The sequence below is a fragment of the Hoeflea sp. AS60 genome (genome assembly GCF_038900115.1).
GTDB lineage: Bacteria > Pseudomonadota > Alphaproteobacteria > Rhizobiales > Rhizobiaceae > Hoeflea.
Map to the genome: position 1 here is coordinate 1,262,959 of NZ_JBBMQP010000002.1, position 23,520 is coordinate 1,286,478.

Sequence of the window (23,520 nt, forward strand, 5' to 3'; positions counted from 1 at the left end):
TCGAATCCAAGAGATGATGAACCACCCCATCAATTCGCCGCAGTTTTTTCTGACCGCGCCGTCGGACTGTCCCTATCTCGAGGGCCAGAGCGAGCGGAAGGTGTTTACCCATCTGGTGGGCGAAAAGGCCTCGGAGCTCAACGATCTCCTGACCCAGGGCGGCTTCCGCCGTTCGCAGAACATTGCCTATCGGCCTGCGTGTGAGACCTGCCGGGCCTGCATTTCCGTGCGCATTCTTGCCAACGAATTCAAACCCACGAAGTCAATGCGGCGCAACAAGGCAGACAATGGCGATCTGGTAGCCGCCGAATATCACGCCGAGCCCTCGGGCGAGCAATTCAAGCTGTTCCGGCGCTATCTCGACAGCCGGCACCAGAGCGGCGGCATGGCCGACATGAGCATTGGCGACTATGCCATGATGGTCGAGGATTCGCATGTCGACAGCCGCATCATCGAATACCGTGTGAGAACCGAGGGCGACGGGCTGCAGGAGCATCCGGCGGGCGAACTTCTGGCGGTCGCGCTGACTGATCGCATGGGCGATGGGCTTTCGATGGTCTATTCCTTCTACAATCCCGAAGCGGTGTCCCGGTCACTTGGAACCTACATGATCCTCGATCATATCGAGCGCGCACAGACCCTTGGCCTGCCGCATGTCTATCTTGGCTACTGGGTCAAGGGATCGCGCAAGATGGAATACAAGACCCGCTTCCAGCCTCAGGAACACCTGATGGCGCAGGGCTGGCAGCGATTTGGTTCGTAGCCGCCCCAACGACCTCCCTCTCATCCATTTCGAGCAGGTTTTCATCTGTTTCCCGAACAGCCAAGACTATATTCGTCTGTCATCTCCAAAAGGCCGCATCCAATGTCCGATCATCTCCAGCAAGCGGCCGACCATCGAAAAGGGCTGCTGATCACCGCGTTCGGCGGACTGGCGCTGACGATCGACATCCCCCTGATCAAGCTGTCTGAAGGCGAATCCTGGTCGGTGGTGGCTACGCGCGGCGGCATGACTTTCTTTGCTGCTTTGGTGATGTGGGCCGGACTGCGGCTGTTCACCTCCAATCGTGCGCCGATCATTCCGGGCCGCACGGGACTGCTGGTGACCGGCCTCTACGGCATTGCCGGGATCACCTTCCTGCTTGCGGTGTTTCACACCACGACGGCCAATCTGGTGTTTATTCTTGCCTTCAACCCGATGTTTTCAGCCCTGATGGGCTGGCTGCTGATTGGCGAACGGCCAAAGCCGCAAACCTTTGTGGCCATGGCTGCAATGACGTTGGGCGTCGGCCTCATCGTGTCCGATGGCCTGCAGGCCGGCAACATGATTGGAAACGGGCTGGCGCTGTTCACTTCGCTCTTGCTGTCGCTGATCATCACAATCAGCAGAAAGGCGCGCACCGGCATGGGCTTCGCCCCCTTGTTTGCCGCGCTGGTGCCCTGCCTGGTGGGACTTTACATGATCGGTGGCCCAACGAGTATCGTGCTGCCCCATCCGGGTTGGCTGGCGCTCAACGGCCTCATTGTCATTCCTGTCGCCTTCTGGTGCCTTGCGACGGGGCCAAAATACCTCTCCGGGCCGGAGGTGGCGATGTTCTATCTGCTTGAAACCATCCTGGCGCCGGTCTGGATGTGGTTGATCTTTTCGGAAGCTCCAACCCGGCTTGGCCTGATTGGCGGCGCCATCATCGTAACCGCACTGGTAGCGCATTCCGTGTGGCAATTGTCGGCGCACCGCCGCGCCGGGCGCAGCCTGGCGCCACGTCACCCGCTCTGATCCATTCATTCCGCTCCTCTGGCAAAGCCGGTTTCGCGCCCTAATCTCGTCTCATGGGAGTGATCAAACCCCTGTGTCGAAACCGCTTGGAACCCATTGTGTCCGGATTGAAGAAACTCCTTGTTATTGTGCTCGTGTGCTTTGTGGCGCCGGCGCTTGCATCGCTTGCCGTGCGCGCCGCCAGCTCGCAACCTGGTTCGTGGCGCAGTGCCGACTGGTCGTCGGCGGGCATATTGCCCGGGCCTGATAAAGACCCCGGCGCAGCAATCTATGTGATGGCCGCCAGAACCGGCGGTTTGAAGGGTGCACTGGCGGTTCACAGCTGGATTGTGACCAAGGCTGAAGGCGAAGGCTACACCCGCTACGACAAGGTTGGCTGGGGCAACCCGGTCCGGATCAATTCCTATCCTGCCGATGGGCGCTGGTATTCGAATGTTCCCGAGGTGCTTCTTGCCCTTCACGGCGCCGAAGCAGAGAAACTCATTCCCAAGATCGAAGCCGCGGTTCAGGATTATCCGTTCTCGGGTCGCGGCGATTACACGATCTGGCCGGGTCCGAACTCCAATTCCTTTGTCGCCCACGTGCTCAGGCAAGTGCCGGACCTGCACCTGGCGCTGCCGCCCGAAGCGGTTGGCCGCGATTTCCGGCCGTTCGGTCAATTCGTCACGCTCTCACCGGACTGGCACAATCTCGAGCTCTCGCTCGGAGGCTACGCCGGCATTGCTGTCGGCACGCTCTACGGGCTCGAGTTGAGACTCGGCGGGCTGGTGTTTGGAGTAGATATCACCAAACCCGGGATCAAGTTGCCGGGGTTTGGCCGGATCGGGCTCTAAGACTGCCGCAGAAACACCTCAACCACTTCAAAGCTGTGAGAGAGCGCTGGACCCTGTCGAGCGCCTGTCAGATCAGCTGAACTTGCCTGAGCGCGGGAACCCCTTGGGGACCAGACGGCCTGCCTGGGCGCGGTCGGCAATCCACTCTGTCAGCTCTTCTTTCTTGCGGTTGTGCATCCGGCCCGCACTGTCTTCCCAGGTCAGCCCATCTTCCATCGCAAAGCAACGAATGTCCGACACGCCGCCATCCTTGTAGCGCTGCAGGCGCACGCCCTTGCCGCGGCTCATCTCCGGCAATTGCTCGAGCGGGAAGATCAGCATCTTGCGGTTCTCGCCAATGATGGCGACATGATCACCACTCACCGGCACGCACAGCCTCATCTCCACCGGCAGGCTGACATTCATGATCTGCTTGCCCTTGCGGGTATTTGCGACAAGGTCACTCTCGGCCACGACAAAGCCGTTGCCGGCGGTCGATGCAACGAGCAGCTTGCGGGCAGTATCATGCACGAAAGCGGTCAGCACGGCCTGATCATTGTCCATGTCGACGATGATCCTGAGCGGTTCGCCATGACCACGTCCGCCCGGCAGCTTGTCGGCGCCAAGCGTGTAGGCCTTGCCGCCGGTGGTGACAATGACGATCTTGTCAGTGGTGTTGGCGTGGAAGGCAATCTTCATCGAATCGCCGTCCTTGAACTGCAATCCGGCATAGTCGGCCATGTGACCCTTCATGCCGCGGATCCAGCCCTTCTCGGAAATCACAACCGTGATCGGCTCTTTCTCGATCATCGCCTGCTCGATTGCAGCCAGATCGGCGACGGGAGCTTCGGCGAATTTGGTGCGCCGCGCGCCCAATTCGGTTTCCTTGGAGAAGGTCTTGCGGACGTTGCCGACTTCCCAGGCGACGGTCTGCCACTGCTTGGCGTCAGAGCCGAGCAATTCCTCGATCTCCGACTTCTCATTGGTCAGGCCATCAAATTCCTTGCGGATTTCCATTTCCTCAAGCTTGCGCAAGGATCTCAAGCGCATGTTGAGGATGGCCTCGGCCTGGACATCGGTCAGCTCGAAGGTTTTCATCAATTCGAGTTTTGGCTCATCCTCCTCCCGGATGATGCGGATCACCTCATCAAGATTGAGGTAGGCAATCAGGTAACCAGCCAGTAATTCCAGACGCCGCTCGATTGCCGCCAAACGGTGGCGCGACCTGCGCTGCAGTACTTCGCGGCGGTGGGCCAGCCATTCGCTCAGTACCTCGGCCAGGTTCATCACCTTGGGCACCTTGCCCATCGACAGCACATTGAGGTTGAGCGGAATACGGTTTTCGAGATCGGACAGTCGGAACAGCGATTCCATCAGCAGCGTCGGATCAACCGCGCGGCTCTTCGGGATCAGCACCAGACGGACGTCTTCGGCGGATTCATCGCGAACGTCGTCGAGCAAGGGCAGCCTGCGGGCGATCAGCAATTCTGCGATCTTTTCGATCAGGCGCGACTTCTGCACCTGAAAGGGCATTTCGGTGATGACGATCTGGTAGCCGCCACGGCCGGTATCCTCGGTCTCCCACTTGGCGCGGACCCGGAAGCCGCCGCGACCGGTCCTGTAGGATTCGAGAATGGATTCACGGCTGTCGATGACGATGCCGCCGGTCGGGAAATCAGGTCCCTCGACATATTGCAGCAAGTCTTCAACGGTCGCAGCCGGATTTCGGATCAGCGCCAGCGCCGCATCGCAGAGTTCGGCAGCGTTGTGCGGCGGGATCGATGTTGCCATGCCGACGGCAATGCCGGTGGCACCATTGGCGAGCAGGTTCGGAAACGCGCCGGGCAGCACCACCGGCTCGCTGTTTTCCTCATCATAGGTGGAGCGGAAATCGACCGCGTCCTCGTTGATGCCTTCGATCAGCAGTTCTGCGACCGCGGTCATCTTCGATTCGGTGTAGCGCATCGCAGCGGCGCTATCGCCGTCGATGTTGCCGAAATTGCCCTGCCCGTTGGCCAGCGGATAGCGGACGGAAAAATCCTGAGCCAGCCGCACCAACGCATCATAGATCGACTGGTCGCCATGGGGATGGAAGTTACCCATCACCTCACCGACGATCTTGGCGCACTTCTTGAAAGAGCCGTTTGACCTCAGCCCCATCTCGCTCATGGCGTAGACGATACGGCGATGCACCGGCTTCATGCCGTCGCGCACATCAGGCAGCGCACGGTGCATGATGGTCGACAATGCATAGGCCAGATAGCGCTCTTCGAGCGCCTTCTTCAGGTCAACGGCTTGAATGTGGTCGCCACCACCGGGCGGAAGCAGGCTTTTTCCCATGTGGTGGGGTTAAAGGAAGCGGTGATTCGGAGCAAGGGGCAGCCCGCATCTGCCACAACGCAAGTCATTTCCGTCCGCTTGTCGATTTCAGCACCGCCGGTTCGTCCAGATCATAGTGCGCCCAACCGGGAGCACGTCACGACAAACCTTGAACTGAGGGACAACACCGATGATGCACCTGACCAGCCTTTACGCCGTACCGCTCGGACTGATGATGATCGGGCTTTCTGCCTATGTCAGCGCCTTGCGGGCCAAAACCGGCACCTCCATCCTTGACGGCGGCAACATGGCGCTTGCCGAGAGGATTCGACGGCACGGCAACTGTGTCGAATACGTGCCGATGGCCCTGCTGTTGATGGCCTTCGCCGAATCCACCGGCGCCGCGCCTGTGTGGGTTCATGCTGCAGGCTTGGCACTTGTCGCTGGGCGGACCCTGCATCCGATGGGACTATTCCACGACAGGCCGGTCACGTTTGCCCGGATTGCGGGTGGTTCCCTGACATGGCTTTCCATGCTGATCTCAATGATCACTATTGTCATCAATCAGTGGGCCGGTTGAATTATTTTTGAACCTATGTCGAAACGGGATGAGCGCAATCGTCCCCTTGACGTAAACTCGGGCTCGAAGGGAGCCTCAACCCACCACGAAGAGGAAACAGACATGAAATACCTTGCACTCATCTATGCCGCCCCCGGAGCGGGACCGGACTATGGCACACCAGAATTTGGCCCCTACATGGACGGATACCGTGCAGCAACTGAAACCTACCAGCGGGATGGCGTAATGCTGGCGGGCGAAGCCCTGCAAGACACATCAACTGCCACCACCGTGCGCGTGCGCAACGGCAAGACCGAGACGATGGACGGGCCATTTGCCGAAACCAAGGAACAGCTCGGCGGCTTCTACATGTTCGACTGCGCCAATCTTGACGAGGCGATCAAATATGCGGCGATGATCCCGTCTGCGGAGCACGGGTCAGTGGAAGTCCGTCCGGTGATGGAGATCGAATAGGTCTTATGGCATCGGACCTCCCCAGCCAGGAAAAATGCGCGCGCGAAGCCATCGAGGCTCTTGCGCGCGCTGACACTGGTCGCCTGCTGGGCGCTCTGCTGCGTGACACGCGTGATTTTCAGCTGGCGGAAGACTGTCTTCAGGAAGCCATGGAATCGGCGCTTGTTCACTGGGCGCGCAACGGGTTGCCTGCAGCACCTGCCGGCTGGGTCTTGCAAACAGCGCGCCGCAAGGCCATCGACAGGTTCCGGCGCGTGCGCAATTTCGACCGCAAGGCCAAAGAGTACGGGGTGCTGATCGAGCTGGACCAGCAAACGGTGGAGAGCCCGGAGCCGCCTGTCATTCCGGATGAACGGCTCAGGCTGATCTTCACCTGCTGCCACCCGGCGCTTGACAGCAAGACCCGCGTCGCCCTGACATTGCGGACATTGTGCGGGCTGACAACACGGGAAATCACCCGCGCCTTCCTCGACAGCGAAGATGCGATGGCGCAGCGGCTGGTCAGGGCGCGACACAAGATCACCAAGGCCGGCATCTCGTTTGAAATCCCCGAACCAGCGCACTGGGCGGAGCGGCTCAATTCGGTGCTGTCGGTGATCTACCTCACTTTCAACGAGGGCTATTCTGCGACCGCAGGCTTGGGATTGCTGCGTCATGATCTCTGCCTGGAAGCAATCCGGCTGGGACGGCTGATGCTGGAACTGGTGCCGGACAATGCCGAATGCGAGGGGTTGCTGGCCCTGATGCTGCTCAACCATTCCCGCGCTGCAGCACGGCTTGATGACGAGGGGCAGATGATTTCACTCGACCAACAGGACCGGAGCAAATGGCACCGGGGTGAAATCGCTGAAGGCTGCGCCATGCTTGACAAGGCACTCCAACGCTCCTGCCCCGGCCTGTTCCAGCTGCAGGCCGCGATCAGTGCGTTGCATGCACAGGCACCCACTGCCGAAGACACCGGGTGGGCTGAAATCGTGCTGCTCTATGACGCGATGCACGCGCGCTCGGCCAACCCGGTTTACCTGCTCAACCGCGCGGTCGCTCTATCTTATGCGAACGGTTTGGACGCAGCGCTCGGTGCACTCAAGCCAATTGAGGCCGAACTTGACGGCTATCAACCGTTTCATGCCGCCAAGGCAGACTTCCTGCGCCGGATGGACAGAACCGAGGCGGCGCGGCAAACCTATCAGCGCGCCATTGAGCTGAGCCAAAACGAAAGCGAAAGGCATTTCCTGATGAGCCGAATGGCTTCCATGGATCAGCTTCGGTGACACCATTACCTGAGCCACATATGCACCATAATGCTGTGGACGATGACAGGATCAGCATCGACCTGTAAGATGGTCGGGGCACGTTCGATATCAGGATGCTGGCTAAGACCGCATCGCCAGCAGAAGGACTATCCGATGACAATCCAATTCACTTCAAAGCGTCTGTTTTCCGCATCCGTATTCGTGGCTGCACTGTCGGGCTTTACGATGCCCGCAATGGCGCTTGATGCCGATGATTTCGCGACGAAACTCTCCGCGATGACCAGCCAGACTGGAACCAAATTGAGTTTTTCCGCTGTCGAACCCGACGGCAGCACGGTCGTGCTCAAATCGGTACGGGTGGAATCGCCCGGCAAGCCGGCGTTCGACATGGGCGATGTCACCTTCAAGGGCGTCGAAGAAGAGGATGATGGCAGCTATTTTGTCGACGAAGCCGTGTTTGACACCATCGAGATCACCGAGAGGCAGAACAAAGTCTCCATCGACGGGATTGAGGTCAGCGGCCTGACGGTTCCCGTCGACGCCACGGCAAGCTCGCTCGACGGCATTGTTGGCTATGAAGGGTTCTCCACCGGTGAAATCAGTGTCGAGAACGCTGGCGCCAATGTCTTCTCGATGGCGGGTCTCGAACTGGACATCGAACGCGCTGACGACGAATCCCAGGTCAAGATGCTGATGACCGGATCGGATCTGAAGATCGATCTCAGCCAGGTCAAGGATCCCAAGGCAAAGGATGCCCTGACGCAGCTTGGCTATGAAAACCTGACTGGCGACCTCAAGCTGGATGGATCCTGGGACAAGCAGTCCGGGATCATCAACATGAAGGAATACTCCCTTACTCTTGATGACGTCGGTCGCCTTGCCCTGGCACTGGAAATTTCGGGCTACACGCCTGAGTTCATCACCTCGATGCAACAGGTCCAATCCGCTGCAGCGGCCAATCCAGATCCGCAAGCGGCACAACAAGCCAGAGGATTTGCCATGCTGGGCATGCTGCAACAACTCAGCTTCAAGTCAGCCTCTATCCGCTTCGAGGATGGGTCGTTGACCGAGAAAGCGCTCGGTTATGCCGGAAAGCAGCAGGGCGTTTCAGGAGACGACATGCGGATGGCGCTCAAGGGCATGCTGCCATTGATGCTCGGACAATTGGGCATTCCGGCGCTGCAGCAGCAGATTTCAGCAGCAGCCAGCACCTATCTCGACAACCCGGAAAACCTCACCATCTCGGCAATCCCTGCCAACCCTGTGGCGGTCCCGGTGCTGATGGGCGCCGGCATGGGCGATCCCCGTTCACTGGTTGATCTGCTCAACGTTCAGGTCACTGCCAACAAGCCACTCTGACCTGGTGCAAACACCCGCTGACACCTTGCGGCCCGGGTTGCTTGTTTGCGATCGGGGGCGCAGGGTAGGCCATGAACGATCAGCGATTTGCCGCCCGGACGGCGTGCTGATCGCCCCCTCCTCTCACCCGCACTGGACCCATTCAATGATACGTTTCAAGGCCACACCGCCTGTAGAAAAGCCTGCCGCCGCATCTGACGCAAAGCCCGCCAAGGCCGCAAGCAAGGCAAAGGCTGCCGCATCCAAGCCCAAGGAAGACCTGCTCGACCTTGATACGGATACGCAGGACGACAAGGACTGAGCGGACAGAACACGTCGCAGCTCAAGATCAAGAAAAAGCCCGGGAACCAGATGTTTGCCCGGGCTTTTTGATGATGTGAGTCCGCTTGACGCGGACTTTAGGACTACTCGGCTTTGGCCGGGATGGCGCGGAGCGAGAGTTCGCGCATCTGCGCCGGTGATGCAGGGCTCGGGGCGCCCATCAACAGATCCTGGGCCTGCTGGTTCATCGGGAACAGCGCCACTTCGCGCAGGTTCTTGGCGCCGACGATAAGCATGATCACCCGGTCAACGCCGGCAGCCATGCCGCCATGCGGTGGCGCGCCGTACTGGAACGCGCGGTAGAGACCGCCGAAACGCTCTTCAACATCAGCCTGGCTCAGACCGACCTTCTCGAAGGCCTTGACCATCAGTTCCGGCGACTGGTTCCGGATCGAGCCGGAAGCGATCTCGAACCCGTTGCAGACGAGGTCATACTGATAGGCCTTCAACGTCAACGGGTCCTGGTTGTCGAGCGCCTCCATGCCGCCCTGCGGCATCGAGAACGGGTTGTGAGCGAATTCCACCTTCTTGGCGTCCTCGTCCCATTCGTAGAACGGGAAATCGACGATCCAGCAGAGTTCAAACCGGTTCTGATCAACCAGGTTCAGCTCTTCGCCGGCCCGGGTGCGGGCGTCGCCTGCAAAGCGGGCGAACTTGGCCGGGTCGCCGGCGGCAAAGAAGCATGCGTCGCCGTCTTCCAGACCCATCTGAACGCGGATGGCTTCGGTGCGTTCCGGGCCGATGTTCTTGGCGATCGGGCCTGCACCTTCGAGATTGTCGCCTTCCTTGCGCCAGAAGATGTAGCCCAGGCCCGGCTGACCCTGGCCTTGCGCCCAGGAATTCATCCGGTCGCAGAACGCACGGGAGCCGCCGGTCTTGGCCGGAATTGCCCAGACCTCGACCTTGGGGTTGTTGGCAATCATGCCGGCGAAGACCTTGAAGCCCGATCCTGCGAAATGATCGGTGACGGCCTGCATCTCGATCGGGTTTCTCAGATCCGGCTTGTCGGAGCCGTAGGTTCGAATCGACTGGTCATAGGGAATACGGCGGAATTTCTGGGTCACCGGCTTGCCTTCGGCAAACTGCTCGAAGACACCGCGCATCACGGGCTCCATCGTGTCCCAGACATCTTCCTGGGTGACGAAGCTCATTTCGAGGTCGAGCTGGTAGAATTCGCCCGGCAGACGGTCGGCGCGCGGATCTTCATCGCGGAAACATGGCGCGATCTGGAAATAGCGGTCAAAACCAGCGACCATCAGAAGCTGCTTGTACTGCTGCGGCGCCTGCGGCAGGGCGTAGAACTGGCCGGGATGAATGCGGCTCGGCACCAGGAAGTCGCGTGCACCTTCAGGCGAGGATGCGGTCAGGATCGGCGTTGCGTATTCGGCGAAACCGATCTCGGTCATGCGGTTACGCATGTCGGCGATCACCTTGGTGCGGGTGACGATGTTCTTGTGCAAGGTCTCGCGGCGCAGATCGAGGAAGCGGTACTTGAGGCGCACGTCCTCCGGATAATCCGGCTCGCCGAACACCGGCAACGGCAGTTCCTTGGCGGCCGACAGGATTTCGATTTCCTGGGCAAAGACTTCGATCTCGCCGGTGCCGAGATTGGCGTTGATGGTGTCGGTCATGCGTTCTTTAACCACGCCGTCGACACGGATCACCCATTCGCCGCGCACGGTTTCAGCCAGCTTGAAGGCAGGCGAGTCCGGGTCGGCCACAACCTGTGTCAGGCCGTAGTGATCGCGCAGGTCGATGAACAGCAGGCCGCCATGGTCACGAACGCGATGCACCCATCCCGAAAGCCGGACCTGGGCGCCGGTGTCGCTCTTTCGAAGCGCGGCGCAAGTGTGTGAACGGTAGCGATGCATGGCATATCCTCGGTGGCTGGGACCAATGGCTTGAAACGGCGGATCGGCGGGGTGCGATTGACACGCACAACGCCGCCTCGGCGCACGGTAAAAATCGCGCGGAAAAGCGCATGACCCACCCGGTTTGTCAAGGTGAAACGGCGCAATCGGGCTGTGCATTGGCGGGATTTCACCACGACGTATCGATAAATCCAATATAGGGTCAGGTCTGAAATTCCAGCATCCGGTCCATCATGTCTTCACTCCGCCCGCTCTTCCCACTCCTGACCACCGCCGGCGTCCTGCTGGCTGGCAATGGGCTTCAGGGCACCCTGATCACCCTGCGCGGGTCAGCGGAGGGGTTTTCAACATCTGTTATCGGGCTTGCCGGCGCAGGCTACTACTTGGGTTTCATCATCGGTTGCTGGATGACACCGTGGCTGCTCAGGACGTCAGGCCACATCCGCTCATTTGCGGCGATGTCGGCGGTTGCGGCCTGCGCTTCGCTTGCCATGGTAATGGTCATCGATCCGTTCTTCTGGTTCCTGATGCGGCTGGTCACCGGGATCTGCTTTGCCTCGCTGTTTGCCAATGTCGAAAGCTGGATCAATTCGCAAACCACCAACACCAACCGGGCCCGGACACTGGCGATCTACCGATTTGTCGATCTGGGCGCGGTGACGCTGTCGCAATACATGTTGCCGGTGTTCGGCATCAATGGCTTCGAAGTCTTTGCGGTGATGACCATGCTCATCATCCTGTCGATCGTGCCGGTGTCGCTTGCCGACCGCTCGAACCCGGCCCCGCCTGCCCCATTCTCCTTCAGTCCAAAGCGTTTGTGGATGGTGTCGCCTCTTGCCTCGGCGGGCGCAATCACGGTGGGACTGACCACAGCCTCATTCCGCTCGGTCGGCCCGCTTTACGCCGAGAGCCTCGGATTGCAAGTCGGCGACATCGCCTCGTTCATGAGTGCGGGCATCATCGGCGGCATCGTGCTGCAATATCCGCTCGGCTATCTGTCAGACAAGATCGGCCGGCGTTCGGTTTTGCTGATGGCGACGGGCGGGTCGACCTTGTGCGGGATTTTCATGGTGTTGTTCGCGGGCAGCAGTGTTGCCATGAACCTGATCGGCATTTTCCTGTGGGGGGCATTCACCATGCCGCTCTACTCGTTGTCGGCGGCCCATGCCAACGACAAGGCCGAGGATGGAGAATATGTGCAGATTGCCTCCGGCCTGATGTTCTTCTGGGCGATCGGTGCGTCCATCGGACCGCTCCTGTCGGCCGTTCTGGTCGACTGGCTCGGTGCATCGGCGTTTTTCAGCTTCATTTGCTCCATGCACGGCGCGTTCGTCATCTACACGCTTGTGCGGATCTATCGTGGCTCTACCGATGAGCCCGAACGCGGCCAGTTTGCCGGATTGTTGCGCACGTCGCCGGTTTTTGCCCGCATGGCGGCGCAGTCGGTCAACCGTAAGGAACACCCTGGTAAGAAAGAGGCGGACGAAGGTGAAGACAAACCGGAAAAATCTCGCTAAATGCCAAACATGGACATGATTACAACGACCGAGGCGCTTGCCGCCTTTTGCGCCCGCCTCGCCAAACACGACTATGTCACCGTTGACACCGAGTTCCTGCGTGAGACCACCTACTGGCCCGAGCTTTGCCTGATTCAGATGGCAGGTCCCGACGATGAAGGCATCGTCGACCCCATGGCCAAAGGCATTGATCTTTCACCGTTTTTTGAGCTTATGGCGGACACGTCGGTGATCAAGGTGTTCCACGCGGCTCGCCAGGACATTGAAATCGTGGTGAAGCTCGGCGATCTGGTTCCACATCCGATTTTCGACACGCAGGTCGCAGCTATGGTCTGCGGATTCGGCGAATCGATTTCCTATGACCAACTGGTCTCGCGCATCACCGGCGCACCGATCGACAAGTCGTCTCGGTTTACCGACTGGAGCCGACGGCCGCTGAGTGACAAGCAGCTCGATTACGCACTCGCCGATGTCACCCATCTGCGCGACGTCTATCTCGAGCTTGTCTCCCGGCTGGAAGCAGAGGGCCGCGTCGACTGGGTGGCTGACGAGATGGCGGTGCTTGAATCGCGTTCAACGTATGAGATAGAGCCGGAAGATGCCTGGAAGCGGCTCAAAATGCGGGTCAAGAAACCGATCGAGCTTTGCGTGCTGCAGCATGTGGCGGCATGGCGGGAACGTGAGGCGAAGTCCCGCAATGTGCCCCGCGGTCGGGTGATCAAGGATGATGCGATCTACGAGATCGCACAGCAGCAGCCCAGCGATGCCGAAGCGCTGTCGCGGCTCAGGACAATCCCGCGCGGCTGGGAACGCTCGCAACAGGGCGCGACGCTGGTCGAAATGGTCAATGAGGCGCTTGAGACGCCAAAGGAAGACATGCCGCGCCTGCCACGTCAGAAGCAGACGCCAGAAGGCGCGCAGGCCTCGATCGAACTGTTGCGTGTGTTGCTGAAGCTGACGGTGGAGAAGGAAAACGTCGCTGCCAAGATCATTGCAACGTCGGATGATCTTGAAGCCATTGCAGTCGATGGCGAAGACGCAGACGTGCCGGCGCTCAAGGGTTGGCGCCGCGACCTGTTTGGCGATCGGGCGCTCAAGCTCATTCGCGGCGAACTGGCGCTGAGGTTTGCCAACAAGAAGGTCGAAGCGGTCGAGCTGTAAAGAGCCTTAGACCTCTCCGATTATCTGTAGAGATCAGCACGGGTTGGCGGAAGGCCAGCGGGTCCACGCCGCACCTTGGTGGTCACTGTCTGGTAGAGCCGGACAGTATTGCGCTCAAATGCAATCGAGCAGCCGCCGAGATAGACCAGCCAGAGCCTGGTCTTGACCTCCCCCACTTCAGCCACCGCAGCATCGTAATTGGCCAGCAGCCGATCATGCCAGAGCTTGCAGGTGCGCTGGTAATGTTCGCGCCAGTTCTCAACGTCATGGACCTCGAACCCGTGCTGCTCCAGCATCGTCACCGTGTTGCCGATGTGATCGAGTTCACCGCCCGGGAAGATGTATTTGGTCAGCAGTTTGAATTCCTTGTTCTTCTTGCGGAAGGTCTTGGCGTCCTTCTTGGCAGGCCGGGTGATGGCGTGATGCAGATAGATGCCACCGGGCTTCAATACCCGGGCGATGGTCGAGTAATAGGTCGGGTAATTGTCGATGCCGATGGCTTCGTGCATGCCGATCGAGGAGATCTTGTCGAACTCGCCCTCGACCTTGGCGTAATCCAGCAGCACGAAGTTGACGCTGTCCGACAGACCGAGCCTCTCCGCCCTGGCCTTGGCATATTCGAGCTGCCGCTCGGACAGCGTGACGCCGGTGACATGAACGCCGTAATTGGCCGCCGCATAGAGCGCGAGCGATCCCCAGCCGAAGCCTATGTCCAGCATCTTCTCGCCTGATTTGAGCCGCAGCTTACGACAGATCATCTCCAGCTTGTCGCGCTGCAACTGGTGAATGTCATTGTCCCAATCGGTGCAGTAGCCGCATGTGTAGACCATCTGGTCGTCGAGGAAGAGTTCGTAGAACGCATTGGAGACATCGTAGTGGTAGGCGATGTTCTTCTGGTTTTCCTCGGCGTTTCCGTCGGAGGGTTTTTCATCTGGCTGGTCGCTCAGCGGCCATGGTCCACCCTTGCCGACAAAAAGGAACTGGCGCAGCGTGTTGAACACCTGAAACTTGCTCAGTTGCTTGCGAATTTCGCGTGTGCGCACTTTCGGCCGCCGCGCCACCAGATCAAACATGTCGCCATTTTCGAAGTCGATACGCTTGGATACCCAGAGATTGAGCAGGGTTTCGGGATTTGGAGAGCGCAGCAAGGCGGCAATCAGACCCTCGTCGGCGAACCGGATCGTGAAAGCGCCTGGATTGAGGTCAACGGGAACGGTAGAGCCGTCCCAGAGACGGAACCCGATATCCAGCTCGAGAATGGCACGGGCATGGGCAAGGAGTTTGCGAAAGCTTTTCAACCGGCTGTTTGCACTCAATATTCCGTCTCCAACACACTTGCCTTGAATGGCTGTTTCTCGCGAAATTCCGGTCCAGCAAGTTCCTGTGCACTACACCTACGCAGGCTGACTTAACCCGGCACCAATTGGGTTGACAAGTTTGAACACCACTTGACTAGATACCGACCAGTCGGTATGTAAATTTTTGAAAAGGAACCTTGATGCAAGCTCGACCATCCCAAGCCAGAGAAAAACTCCTGACCTCCGCCTTGTCGGTAATCAGGGCGAAAGGCTTTTCAGCCACCAGCGTGGACGAACTTTGTGCGAATGCGGGGGTGACCAAGGGCGCGTTCTTCCATCATTTTGCGAGCAAGGAAGCGCTCGGCGTCGCTGCGGCCGATTACTGGTCGGAATTCACCGGCGCGCTGTTTGCCTCCGCCCCCTATCATGATCTCGCCGATCCGCTCGACCGGGTGCTCGCCTATATCGACTTTCGCCACCAGCTGCTGGCCGGGGAGCTGCCCGATTACACATGCCTTGTCGGCACCATGGTGCAGGAGACCTATCTGACTGCACCTGCGATCCGCGACGCCTGCCATGCCTCGATTGAAGGACACGCGCTCACGCTTGCGCCCGACATCCAGGCCGCGATGGACGCGCGCGGCATGCGCGACACAGGCTGGACCGCCGAAAGCCTGGCCTTGCACACCCAAGTGGTTTTGCAGGGAGCCTTCATTCTGGCCAAGGCCGATGATTCCGTTGCAGTCGCGGTCGACAGCATCGGCCATCTCAAACGATACGTGATGCTTTTGTTTTCAAAGCCAGAGGAGAAAACCGCATGAGCAGTCCAAGTTTCCCCACAGAGCGTGAACTGGTTATTTACCGCTATATCGATGCGCCGCGTGCACAGGTCTGGCGCTGCTGGACCGATCCGGAGCAGCTGGTCAAATGGTTCACGCCCGCACCGTGGAAGACCAAAAGCGCGACAATGGATGTCCGGGCCGGTGGCTCGTCGATGATCATAATGCAAAGCCCGGAGGGCGACGATTTTCCCAATCCGGGCATCTATCTCGAGGTGGTTCCGGGTGAAAAACTGGTCTTCACCGATGCCTATACCGAAGCTTGGGCGCCGAGCGAAAAGCCGTTCATGACCGGCATCCTGACATTCTCCGATGAGGGCACTGGCACACGCTACCGCGCAGTTGTGCGGCACTGGAGCGTCGAGGAGCGCAAGCGGCACGAGGAAATGGGTTTTCACGACGGCTGGAACAAGGCCACCGACCAGTTGGAAGCGACAGCCAAAAGCCTCGCAGGCTGAAGCACCGCTGCAACTGCCTGAAGGGGCGAGAGCCAAACGATTCATGGAGGAAAGCATGAACGCGATTGTCGATGAAGCAAGCTGGAGATCAGCTCATACCGAATTGCTGGACAGAGAGAAGGCCATGACCAGGGAGCTCGACCGGCTGGCTGCCGAGCGGCGGCGCTTGCCATGGATGCGGGTTGAAAAACCCTACCGGTTCACGGGCCCCGCAGGAGAGACCGATCTTGAGGGTCTGTTCGAGGGCCGCTGCCAGCTGATTGTCTATCACCACATGCTCAAGCCGAATGATCCCGCGCCCTGCCCCGGTTGCAGCATGGTCGGCGATCACATGCCGCATCTGGCGCATCTCAACACCCGCGACGTGACGCTTGCCTTCATTGCCCGCGCGCCTTCACCGGAAATAGAAGTCTACAAGCGCCGCATGGGCTGGTCGATGCCGTTCTACCAGAGCACTGACAGCTTCGGTCCGGATCTCGGCATTCACGGTGGCTTCGGCGTGAATGTGTTTCTGCGCACCGAAGATGGCATCATGCGGACCTACTATACCAGCTACCGTGGGGTGGAGATGCTCGGCACGCCGATGACACTGCTCGACATTACCCCATTTGGCCGCCAGGAGAACTGGGAAGATTCGCCCGAAGGCGTGGCCCAGGATGCGCCTTACCAATGGTGGCGGCGGCACGACGAGTATGACGCGCAGCCGTCGGCTCCCAGCGCTGCCCGGCGCTGAACCGACCCCAAACCTGACAGTTCAGTTCAAGCGGAGGATTCTCAATGCCAACCCCAGCAACAAGCCACAAACCGGATACGATGCGCCCGGTTTCACCCCATCTGATCTGCCGCGGCGCAGCTGACGCCATCGACTTCTATGTCCGCGCCTTCGGTGCGGTTGAAAACGGCCGCATGGCTGGCCCGGACGGCAAGCTTATCAACGCGATGATCACGCTTGAGGGCGGGACCATCATGCTGGTCGACGAGAACATGATGTTCAACCTGAAAAGCCCGATGACGCTCGGCGGAAGCGCGGTGTCAATTCATGTCTTCGTGCCCGATGTCGATGCTTTCGCCGCCCGCGCAGAGGCTGCCGGTGCGGAGATGATGATGAGGCCCGACGACCAGTTCTGGGGTGATCGCTTCTGCATGCTGCGAGATCCTTTCGGTCATGTGTGGAGCTTTGCCACGCACAAATTCGATCTGACGCCCGAGGAAATGCACGAGGCCGGAAAAGCCACGATGGCCGCCAACGGGAACTGAGGAAGACGAAAATGAGTTTTCAAGCCTATCTCGACACCATCAAGGCGCGCACCGGCAAGACCCCCGATGATTTTCGCAAACTGGCCGAAGAGCGCGGTCTGCTCGATGGCGGCAAGGTCGCTAAGGGCGTCAAGGCGGGCGACGTGGTTGCCTGGCTCAAGGACGATTTCGACCTCGGCCGCGGCCACGCCATGGCGATCTGGGCGCTGTTTTCAAACATCAAGCAAATGCCGTCCAAATGATTTGAGCGAACGGGAGCAATGAAGTGACAAATTCCGACACACAATACAGGCAGGGTATCACCCCATTCATCTGGTTCGACAGCGAGGCCGAAGATGCCGCACGGCTCTACACCAGCCTGTTTGCCAACAGCCGCATCACACACCTGAGCCGCTACAGCAGCGAGGGACATGATGCGCATGGACAGCCCGCCGGCAAGGTGATGGTGGCGGCCTTCGAACTCGCGGGTCAGCAGTTTTCCGGCCTCAATGGCGGCCCGATGTTCAAGCCCAACCCGTCGATTTCGTTCTTCGTCGAGCTCGACACCGAGGAAGAGGTAAACGCGTTGTGGGCAGGGCTTGGTGAAGGCGGCTCAGTGCTGATGCCACTCGACAACTACCCGTGGAGCCAACACTACTGCTGGCTCAACGACCGCTACGGCGTTTCCTGGCAGATCATGCTTCGCGCGAACCAGGATGGAGGTCAGACAATCACCCCGGTGCTGATGTTCACGCAGGAAAATCTTGGCCGCGCCACGGAAGCGATCGAACTCTACACAAGCACGTTCCCAAGGTCCGCTGCCGGTGCGGTGCAATTTCGGGAAGCTGCTGCAGCGGAAGAGCCGGCTACGGTACTTTTTGGCCGCTTTACGCTGTTCGGTCAGGATTTCATCATCATGGACGCCCCAGGCTCCCATGACTTCAGCTTCACTGAAGGCATGTCGCTGATGGTCTCGTGCGAGACTCAGTCCGAGATCGACCGCTACTGGGATCGCCTTACCGCTGATGGCGGCCAGGAGAGCCACTGCGGTTGGCTGAAAGACAAGTTTGGCGTTTCGTGGCAGATTACGCCGACCATCATGGGACAACTGATGGCGTCTACCGACCAGGCAACGGCTGACCGGCTTATGCGGGAGATGCTGACGATGCGCAAAATGGATATCGCGGCGCTCGAAGCGGCCGCCCGGGGTTAACTCAAGCGAAGGGAGAGAGAAATGGCATATGTAAGCGGGTTCATGGGATCGGTTCCGTCGGAGCGGAAGCAGGACTATCTTGACATGGCCACAGCGGCTGCAGAGGTCTTCAAGGAGCATGGCGCCACGCGGGTGGTGGAGACCTGGGGCGACGAGGTGCCGGACGGCAAGGTCACGTCGATGCCGATGGCAGTGCAGGCCAAAGAGGGCGAGATCGTGATCTTTTCCTGGGTCTGGTGGCCGGACAAGGCGACCTATAAATCTGGAATGGAAAAGGTGATGCAGGACAAACGCATGGATTATGATCCGGCGACCTTGCCCTTCGACATGAAGCGCATGATCTACGGCGGTTTCGACGTCATTCTCGACTTGTAGAGTGCACACGGCCATTCAGGCCTTGCCACCCCGGGATGCGGTCATGACCTCCAGTTCCATAGCTCGGGGAGTGCTTCTCGCTCTTGCCTCTCCGCCGAGCTTAACAAAATCATGCAATTGACCTTGCAATCGGCCGGAAACACCCCATATCAGGATCAACAAAGAAATTTGTCTCCAGCCTGACCACGGATGTACTGGCAGGTGTGTAGAGGCAGATCAGGAAGGTCGGTGCGAATTTCGCCCGGCCTTTTTCTTTGTCCACTCATCATCCAAGCGCGTTGTCACGCCCGGATCGAGCCAAACCTTGCGCTCATCGGCCTTCACCGCGACACTGGCGATGCCCGATAAGCAAAGAGGATCCCATGGCCCTATTCCAGCAAGACAGCGCAACACAGACACCGGAACAGCGTCGGCTCTACGCGGCCTATGAACTGACCTACACCCTCATCGATGCGGCGGCGGCGCTGTTCTTTCTGATCGGCTCGTTCCTGTTTTTCTATCCATCGCTGCAGAACCCGGCGATCTGGCTTTTCGTCATCGGCTCCGCCTGTTTCGCCTTGAAACCGGTTCTGCGCGTGGTCAGAGAGTTTCATCTTCTTGCCGCGGGCGACATAGATGATCTGGCCGCCCGCTACCAATAGAAAGCAGTTCTAGCAAATACGGAAGCCGAGTCGCTTGCCGGTCAGCTTGGCAAGCTGTAGCAGGCGGCCATCAAGCCGCTCACCGACGAAAGCCTCGCAGGAATGCGGCACCTTGAGAACAATATCGACATCGCCATCGGAGGCGGTGGCGGGCACGAATGCGAGTTGCGGCACCATGCCGGGCATCGAGGCCGAAAACAGATAGACAACCCGCAGCATGCCGCCAAGCAGCTTGGCATAGTCGAGATATTTGGGCCCGGCGATTGCCGCCAGATCGGAAGAAATGCCATCATCGCTGAGGCCCTCAAACCGGAAATAATTGGCCAACGCGATATAGGCACGGCCTGCATGGCTAATTCCGGTGAACGTGCCGTGGGCAATAATGTTGAGCGCCTGAGGGCCGCGGTAGTCTGGATGGGCGCGCCAGGAAATATCGGCCAGCAGACAGGCTGCCTGACGATAGCGGGATTCCTCCTCGCTCTCCTCAACCCCAAAAACCGGGAACATGCGGCCGGTCCAGGCGGCGAGCTCACGGGCATGTTCGGGCGAGCGGGCCCGCAGGATTGCGAGTTCTCCGGCAGCTGTCAGCAGCGGATCACGTGCGGCTTCCGCCGCGCCGAGCAGCGAGTAGAGATAGCCTTCGCGCACGCCCAACGCCGAGAAGCTGACCCTGGCGGCCTTCATGGCGATCAGGGTTTCCTGAAGTGCCACGGCGCCATAGGGCAACAGGCCGCGCCGGTTTCGGGAGATCGCCTTGATTGCGCTGATTTTGGACTGCTTCATCGCAGCCACTTCGGCCAGGAACTCGATCGCAGGCTTGGCGTCGATCTCGTAGGCCTGCATCATGTGAAGCGGGTAACCGGTGATGTCCATGTGAAGCTTTGCGATGTTTCGCCAGGTGCCGCCCACGGCGTAGAAGGTGCGCCCTTCCCCGCCCTTGAGCACGGTCGACTTCTTCAATGATTGCCGGGCAATGGTCCGAGCCCTCGATATCGAGTTTCCAGACATTTCAGCCAGCCTCAGACCACCCAGCGGAAGGGTTTGGCCGCCTGTGTGAACGGTGCCTTTGACATCGACGAGTTCAAGCGACCCCCCACCCAGATCTCCGGCGATACCGTCGGGTTTGTAGTAACCTGCAATAACACCAAGGGCAGAAAAACGGGCTTCCTCTTCGCCGGTCAAAACGCGGATACGGCTTCCCAGGATGGCTTCGGCCGAAGCTATGAAGCTTGCGCCGTTTTCGGCCTCCCGTGCCGCCGCGGTCGCCAGAACATGCAACTCGGATGCACGCGCCTGCTCGGACAGCGCCCGGAACCGCTTCAGCGCGGCAAGGGCACGCTCTATTCCGGTCTCGTCCATCTTTCCGGTCGCCACCAGACCTTTGCCCAGACCGCACAGCACCTTCTCGTTGAAAAGCACTGACGGCGCCCGGTTGAGCCCCTCGTAAATCACGAGGCGCACCGAGTTGGAGCCAATATCGATGACAGAAACGGGATGAATCCCCGGTAGCCGGCCTTGCGCTTCCGATTCCACCATATTTAAAGGGCTCTTCGGTTAGGGCGACGCGTTTCGCAGGAGCGAAGCGAGACCAGAAACAACAAATTCAGCGCCCTTATATATGGCATTAGCCTGAACTGAAACCCGCCAGAAATCTCCCGGTCCAGGTTATCCCGTATTGAGAGGTGCCCGAGCCCGCAGGTGGCCAAACAGGTGATGGTGTTTTGCTGAAGCGAGGTGTTGTTTACCGGCACCTGCAATTTCACCAGATCCACGGGCGCCATGACTGGCCAATAGCAATGCAAAGAAGCCACAAATCAGCGTTTGCTGCGTGACGCCCGGGCCAACCGGTCAGCGATCAGTTTCGGAGCGTTCGATTTCAGGGCTTCGCCTCTGCCGGACAGGCTTGGATTGGTCATGAAATACACCTGGGCATTGAATGGTTCCTCATCGACACCCGGTTCAATCCGGCGCGATGTTCCGTCCGGCAATATCTCGTAACTCTGTTGATTATCAATCATGTTGCCCAACATGATTTGCGAAAGCACCTGTTCATGCACAGTCTTGTTGACCATCGGCACCAGGGTTTCGACCCGGCGATCGAGATTGCGCGGCATCAGATCAGCCGAGCCGATATAGACCATCGCCTCCGAGGACGGCAGGCCATGGCCGTTGCCGAAACAATAGATCCGGCTGTGTTCGAGAAACCGGCCAACGATCGACTTGACGTGAATATGTTCGGAAAGGCCTGGAACCTGTGGCCTGAGGCAACAGATACCGCGCACGACGAGATCAATCTCGACGCCGGCTTGGCTCGCTCGGTAGAGCGCATCGATGATTTCGGGGTCAACAAGCGAATTCATCTTCATCCAGACTGCCGCCGGACGTCGTGCCTGGGCGTGGCAAATCTCGGCCTCGATATTTTCGAGGATCTTGTTGCGCAGGTTGAGCGGCGAAACCGCAAGCTTGACCAGACCTTCGGGCTCGCCATAGCCGGTGATGAAATTGAAGACGTGGGCCATGTCGCGGGCAATGACCGGATCACAGGTAAAATAGGACAGATCGGTGTAGATCTTGGCCGTAACCGGGTGATAATTGCCGGTGCCGAGATGGCAGTAGGAGACAAGTTTGCCCTCCTCGCGCCGAACGATCAACGACATCTTGGCGTGGGTCTTGAGTTCGATGAAGCCGAAGACAACCTGCACGCCGGCGCGTTCAAGGTCACGGGCCCAACGGATGTTGGCTTCTTCGTCAAAACGCGCCTTGAGCTCGACCAGAGCGGTGACCGATTTGCCGGCCTCTGCCGCATCGACCAACGCGCGTACGATTGGGCTGTCATTGGAGGTGCGATAAAGCGTCTGCTTGATCGCCAGCACATCAGGATCACGCGCCGCCTGGAACAGGAACTGCACGACTGCGTCGAAGGATTCGTAAGGATGATGGACGACCAGATCCTTTTCGCGAATTGCGGCAAAGGTGTCGCCGGCATGTTCGCGGATGCGTTCAGGGAACCGTGCGTTGTAAGGTTCGAACTTGAGATCGTCGCGCGGAGCCTTGGCAATTTCAGATAGCGTATTGAGCGCCAGCAGACCCGGCAGCACCGCGACGCGGTTTTCCGGAACATTGGTTTCCTTGACCACAAACTCGCGCAGGCTTTGCGGCAGCTCCGAATCGAACTCTATCCGGATCACCGAACCGCGACGGCGGCGCTTGAGCGCGCTTTCAAACAGGCGCACCAGATCCTCGGCCTCTTCCTCGACCTCGATATCGGAATCGCGAATGATCCGGAACGTGCCGGAGCCACGGACTTCGTAGCCGGGGTAGAGGGAGCTGATGAAAAGACTGACGACATCCTCAAGCGTAATGTAACGGATCGCGCCGTCAAGGTCAGGCAGACGCAGGAAGCGGTCGAGGGCGACCGGCAGACGGATAAGCGCGGTCATCGGCTCGTTGGCGGCCTTGGAGGCCAACTGCAGGCAGATGGAAAAGCCCAGGTTGGGAATGAACGGAAACGGATGGGCAGGATCAATCGACAGCGGGGTCAGCACCGGAAAGATCGATTGCAGGAACTCGTCCTCAAGCCAGGCCATATCGCCTTCCACCAGCACGGATGGACGAACGATATAGATGCCATCGGCAGCCAGGTTTTGCTGCAAAATGGCGAGAGACGCCTGTTGTTCGAGTTGCAATCCGTCAATTTCGCCGAGGATCTGTTCGAGCTGCTCGTTCGGCGACAGGCCATCGGGCGAGCGGTTGGTGATTCCTTCGCGCACCTGACCTTCGAGGCCTGCAACACGGACCATGAAGAATTCGTCCAGGTTGGCAGCCGATATCGACAGGAACCTGACCCGCTCAAGCAGCGGATGGGCAGCGTTGAGGGTCTCTTCGAGCACACGACGGTTGAACTGAAGCCAGGAAAACTCGCGATTGATAAACCGTTTCGGGCTGGTCAGCAGATCTTCCTGCGGGATGTCGGACGCGGCAAGATCAATGCGCAGTTCGCTTCCAGTTGTACCCTCATAATCGTCCATAATGCACTC

At 59.2% G+C, this 23,520-nt stretch carries 23 protein-coding genes; 18 read left to right on the forward strand and 5 right to left on the reverse strand.

The genetic code is table 11. From position 1 onward, the window contains the following. Window positions 1-13: 13 nt before the first annotated feature. The 3 genes from WNZ14_RS16390 to WNZ14_RS16400 all read left to right on the forward strand — a co-directional run bounded on the left by WNZ14_RS16390 (window position 14) and on the right by WNZ14_RS16400 (window position 2,610). Window positions 14-763, forward strand: a complete 750-nt coding sequence (locus WNZ14_RS16390; RefSeq protein WP_342869687.1) for an arginyltransferase — start codon at window positions 14-16, stop codon at window positions 761-763. Between the two features lie 102 nt (window positions 764-865). Then, entirely contained in the window at window positions 866-1,777 is a 912-nt protein-coding gene (locus WNZ14_RS16395) for a DMT family transporter (protein ID WP_342869688.1), read from the forward strand. A 98-nt stretch (window positions 1,778-1,875) separates the two neighbouring features. Next, window positions 1,876-2,610 carry a DUF3750 domain-containing protein gene (locus tag WNZ14_RS16400; RefSeq protein ID WP_342869689.1) on the forward strand — a complete coding sequence of 245 codons (735 nt, stop codon included), beginning with the start codon at window positions 1,876-1,878 and terminating at the stop codon, window positions 2,608-2,610. 72 nt (window positions 2,611-2,682) lie between these two features. On the opposite strand, the gene parC is transcribed toward WNZ14_RS16400, so the two are convergent. After that, window positions 2,683-4,929 (reverse strand): DNA topoisomerase IV subunit A, encoded by a 2,247-nt coding sequence (gene parC, locus WNZ14_RS16405; RefSeq protein ID WP_342869690.1) that lies wholly within the window; start codon window positions 4,927-4,929, stop codon window positions 2,683-2,685. Window positions 4,930-5,098: 169 nt separating this feature from the next. Between parC and WNZ14_RS16410 the strand changes: the two genes are divergently transcribed. From WNZ14_RS16410 to WNZ14_RS16430, 5 genes are all read left to right on the forward strand, one after another. Next, entirely contained in the window at window positions 5,099-5,488 is a 390-nt protein-coding gene (locus WNZ14_RS16410) for an MAPEG family protein (protein WP_342869691.1), read from the forward strand. A gap of 102 nt (window positions 5,489-5,590) precedes the next feature. Next, window positions 5,591-5,941, forward strand: a complete 351-nt coding sequence (locus WNZ14_RS16415; protein WP_342869692.1) for a YciI family protein — start codon at window positions 5,591-5,593, stop codon at window positions 5,939-5,941. Window positions 5,942-5,946: 5 nt separating this feature from the next. Further along, window positions 5,947-7,212, forward strand: a complete 1,266-nt coding sequence (locus tag WNZ14_RS16420; protein ID WP_342869693.1) for an RNA polymerase sigma factor — start codon at window positions 5,947-5,949, stop codon at window positions 7,210-7,212. 135 nt (window positions 7,213-7,347) lie between these two features. Next, window positions 7,348-8,553 carry a hypothetical protein gene (locus tag WNZ14_RS16425; protein WP_342869694.1) on the forward strand — a complete coding sequence of 402 codons (1,206 nt, stop codon included), beginning with the start codon at window positions 7,348-7,350 and terminating at the stop codon, window positions 8,551-8,553. 145 nt (window positions 8,554-8,698) lie between these two features. After that, window positions 8,699-8,854: a hypothetical protein gene (locus tag WNZ14_RS16430; RefSeq protein ID WP_342869695.1), complete on the forward strand. Its 156-nt coding sequence runs from the start codon at window positions 8,699-8,701 to the stop codon at window positions 8,852-8,854. Window positions 8,855-8,957: 103 nt separating this feature from the next. Here WNZ14_RS16430 and aspS read toward each other — a convergent pair whose 3' ends face one another. Next, complete coding sequence (aspS, locus tag WNZ14_RS16435; RefSeq protein WP_342869696.1) at window positions 8,958-10,745, reverse strand: aspartate--tRNA ligase; 1,788 nt, start codon at window positions 10,743-10,745, stop codon at window positions 8,958-8,960. Window positions 10,746-10,978: 233 nt separating this feature from the next. On the opposite strand from aspS, the gene WNZ14_RS16440 reads away from it, so the two are divergent. After that, window positions 10,979-12,262: an MFS transporter gene (locus WNZ14_RS16440; protein ID WP_342869697.1), complete on the forward strand. Its 1,284-nt coding sequence runs from the start codon at window positions 10,979-10,981 to the stop codon at window positions 12,260-12,262. 15 nt (window positions 12,263-12,277) lie between these two features. Then, window positions 12,278-13,423 carry a ribonuclease D gene (gene rnd / locus WNZ14_RS16445; RefSeq protein WP_342870262.1) on the forward strand — a complete coding sequence of 382 codons (1,146 nt, stop codon included), beginning with the start codon at window positions 12,278-12,280 and terminating at the stop codon, window positions 13,421-13,423. A 20-nt stretch (window positions 13,424-13,443) separates the two neighbouring features. Here rnd and WNZ14_RS16450 read toward each other — a convergent pair whose 3' ends face one another. Next, the gene (locus tag WNZ14_RS16450) at window positions 13,444-14,739 is read right to left on the reverse strand and encodes a cyclopropane-fatty-acyl-phospholipid synthase family protein (RefSeq protein WP_342869698.1); all 1,296 of its coding nucleotides are present in this window, start codon (window positions 14,737-14,739) and stop codon (window positions 13,444-13,446) included. Between the two features lie 182 nt (window positions 14,740-14,921). On the opposite strand from WNZ14_RS16450, the gene WNZ14_RS16455 reads away from it, so the two are divergent. The 8 genes from WNZ14_RS16455 to WNZ14_RS16490 all read left to right on the forward strand — a co-directional run bounded on the left by WNZ14_RS16455 (window position 14,922) and on the right by WNZ14_RS16490 (window position 19,483). Further along, window positions 14,922-15,542: a TetR/AcrR family transcriptional regulator gene (locus tag WNZ14_RS16455; protein ID WP_342869699.1), complete on the forward strand. Its 621-nt coding sequence runs from the start codon at window positions 14,922-14,924 to the stop codon at window positions 15,540-15,542. Continuing rightward, on the forward strand, window positions 15,539-16,018 hold the full coding sequence (locus WNZ14_RS16460; protein ID WP_342869700.1) for an SRPBCC family protein: 480 nt from the start codon (window positions 15,539-15,541) through the stop codon (window positions 16,016-16,018). The genes WNZ14_RS16455 and WNZ14_RS16460 overlap by 4 nt, the downstream gene beginning before the upstream one ends. 55 nt (window positions 16,019-16,073) lie before the next feature. After that, entirely contained in the window at window positions 16,074-16,751 is a 678-nt protein-coding gene (locus WNZ14_RS16465) for a DUF899 domain-containing protein (RefSeq protein ID WP_342869701.1), read from the forward strand. A gap of 44 nt (window positions 16,752-16,795) precedes the next feature. Further along, window positions 16,796-17,275, forward strand: a complete 480-nt coding sequence (locus tag WNZ14_RS16470; protein WP_342869702.1) for a VOC family protein — start codon at window positions 16,796-16,798, stop codon at window positions 17,273-17,275. Window positions 17,276-17,286: 11 nt separating this feature from the next. After that, window positions 17,287-17,517, forward strand: coding sequence for a DUF4287 domain-containing protein (locus WNZ14_RS16475; RefSeq protein WP_342869703.1), 231 nt, complete (start codon window positions 17,287-17,289; stop codon window positions 17,515-17,517). 23 nt (window positions 17,518-17,540) lie between these two features. Next, a complete protein-coding gene (locus WNZ14_RS16480; RefSeq protein ID WP_342869704.1) occupies window positions 17,541-18,467 on the forward strand; it encodes a VOC family protein in 927 nt (308 codons plus the stop codon). Window positions 18,468-18,488: 21 nt separating this feature from the next. After that, a complete protein-coding gene (locus WNZ14_RS16485) occupies window positions 18,489-18,842 on the forward strand; it encodes a DUF1428 domain-containing protein (protein WP_342869705.1) in 354 nt (117 codons plus the stop codon). Window positions 18,843-19,204: 362 nt separating this feature from the next. Then, on the forward strand, window positions 19,205-19,483 hold the full coding sequence (locus WNZ14_RS16490) for a YrhK family protein (protein ID WP_342869706.1): 279 nt from the start codon (window positions 19,205-19,207) through the stop codon (window positions 19,481-19,483). A 9-nt stretch (window positions 19,484-19,492) separates the two neighbouring features. On the opposite strand, the gene ppx is transcribed toward WNZ14_RS16490, so the two are convergent. Beyond that, entirely contained in the window at window positions 19,493-21,019 is a 1,527-nt protein-coding gene (gene ppx / locus WNZ14_RS16495) for an exopolyphosphatase (protein ID WP_342869707.1), read from the reverse strand. Window positions 21,020-21,297: 278 nt separating this feature from the next. Then, the gene (locus WNZ14_RS16500; protein WP_342869708.1) at window positions 21,298-23,511 is read right to left on the reverse strand and encodes an RNA degradosome polyphosphate kinase; all 2,214 of its coding nucleotides are present in this window, start codon (window positions 23,509-23,511) and stop codon (window positions 21,298-21,300) included. Window positions 23,512-23,520: the final 9 nt, after the last annotated feature.

What these genes read in the sequence shown, in the direction of transcription:
- WNZ14_RS16390 (WP_342869687.1), top strand. Translation starts at nt 14, where the DNA reads ATGATGAACCACCCCATCAATTCGCCGCAGTTTTTTCTGACCGCGCCG.
- WNZ14_RS16395 (WP_342869688.1), top strand. Translation starts at nt 866, where the DNA reads ATGTCCGATCATCTCCAGCAAGCGGCCGACCATCGAAAAGGGCTGCTG.
- parC (WP_342869690.1), bottom strand. Translation starts at nt 4,929, where the DNA reads ATGGGAAAAAGCCTGCTTCCGCCCGGTGGTGGCGACCACATTCAAGCC.
- WNZ14_RS16410 (WP_342869691.1), top strand. Translation starts at nt 5,099, where the DNA reads ATGATGCACCTGACCAGCCTTTACGCCGTACCGCTCGGACTGATGATG.
- WNZ14_RS16415 (WP_342869692.1), top strand. Translation starts at nt 5,591, where the DNA reads ATGAAATACCTTGCACTCATCTATGCCGCCCCCGGAGCGGGACCGGAC.
- WNZ14_RS16420 (WP_342869693.1), top strand. Translation starts at nt 5,947, where the DNA reads ATGGCATCGGACCTCCCCAGCCAGGAAAAATGCGCGCGCGAAGCCATC.
- WNZ14_RS16425 (WP_342869694.1), top strand. Translation starts at nt 7,348, where the DNA reads ATGACAATCCAATTCACTTCAAAGCGTCTGTTTTCCGCATCCGTATTC.
- WNZ14_RS16430 (WP_342869695.1), top strand. Translation starts at nt 8,699, where the DNA reads ATGATACGTTTCAAGGCCACACCGCCTGTAGAAAAGCCTGCCGCCGCA.
- aspS (WP_342869696.1), bottom strand. Translation starts at nt 10,745, where the DNA reads ATGCATCGCTACCGTTCACACACTTGCGCCGCGCTTCGAAAGAGCGAC.
- WNZ14_RS16440 (WP_342869697.1), top strand. Translation starts at nt 10,979, where the DNA reads ATGTCTTCACTCCGCCCGCTCTTCCCACTCCTGACCACCGCCGGCGTC.
- rnd (WP_342870262.1), top strand. Translation starts at nt 12,278, where the DNA reads ATGATTACAACGACCGAGGCGCTTGCCGCCTTTTGCGCCCGCCTCGCC.
- WNZ14_RS16455 (WP_342869699.1), top strand. Translation starts at nt 14,922, where the DNA reads ATGCAAGCTCGACCATCCCAAGCCAGAGAAAAACTCCTGACCTCCGCC.
- WNZ14_RS16460 (WP_342869700.1), top strand. Translation starts at nt 15,539, where the DNA reads ATGAGCAGTCCAAGTTTCCCCACAGAGCGTGAACTGGTTATTTACCGC.
- WNZ14_RS16465 (WP_342869701.1), top strand. Translation starts at nt 16,074, where the DNA reads ATGAACGCGATTGTCGATGAAGCAAGCTGGAGATCAGCTCATACCGAA.
- WNZ14_RS16470 (WP_342869702.1), top strand. Translation starts at nt 16,796, where the DNA reads ATGCCAACCCCAGCAACAAGCCACAAACCGGATACGATGCGCCCGGTT.
- WNZ14_RS16475 (WP_342869703.1), top strand. Translation starts at nt 17,287, where the DNA reads ATGAGTTTTCAAGCCTATCTCGACACCATCAAGGCGCGCACCGGCAAG.
- WNZ14_RS16485 (WP_342869705.1), top strand. Translation starts at nt 18,489, where the DNA reads ATGGCATATGTAAGCGGGTTCATGGGATCGGTTCCGTCGGAGCGGAAG.
- WNZ14_RS16490 (WP_342869706.1), top strand. Translation starts at nt 19,205, where the DNA reads ATGGCCCTATTCCAGCAAGACAGCGCAACACAGACACCGGAACAGCGT.
- ppx (WP_342869707.1), bottom strand. Translation starts at nt 21,019, where the DNA reads ATGGTGGAATCGGAAGCGCAAGGCCGGCTACCGGGGATTCATCCCGTT.
- WNZ14_RS16500 (WP_342869708.1), bottom strand. Translation starts at nt 23,511, where the DNA reads ATGGACGATTATGAGGGTACAACTGGAAGCGAACTGCGCATTGATCTT.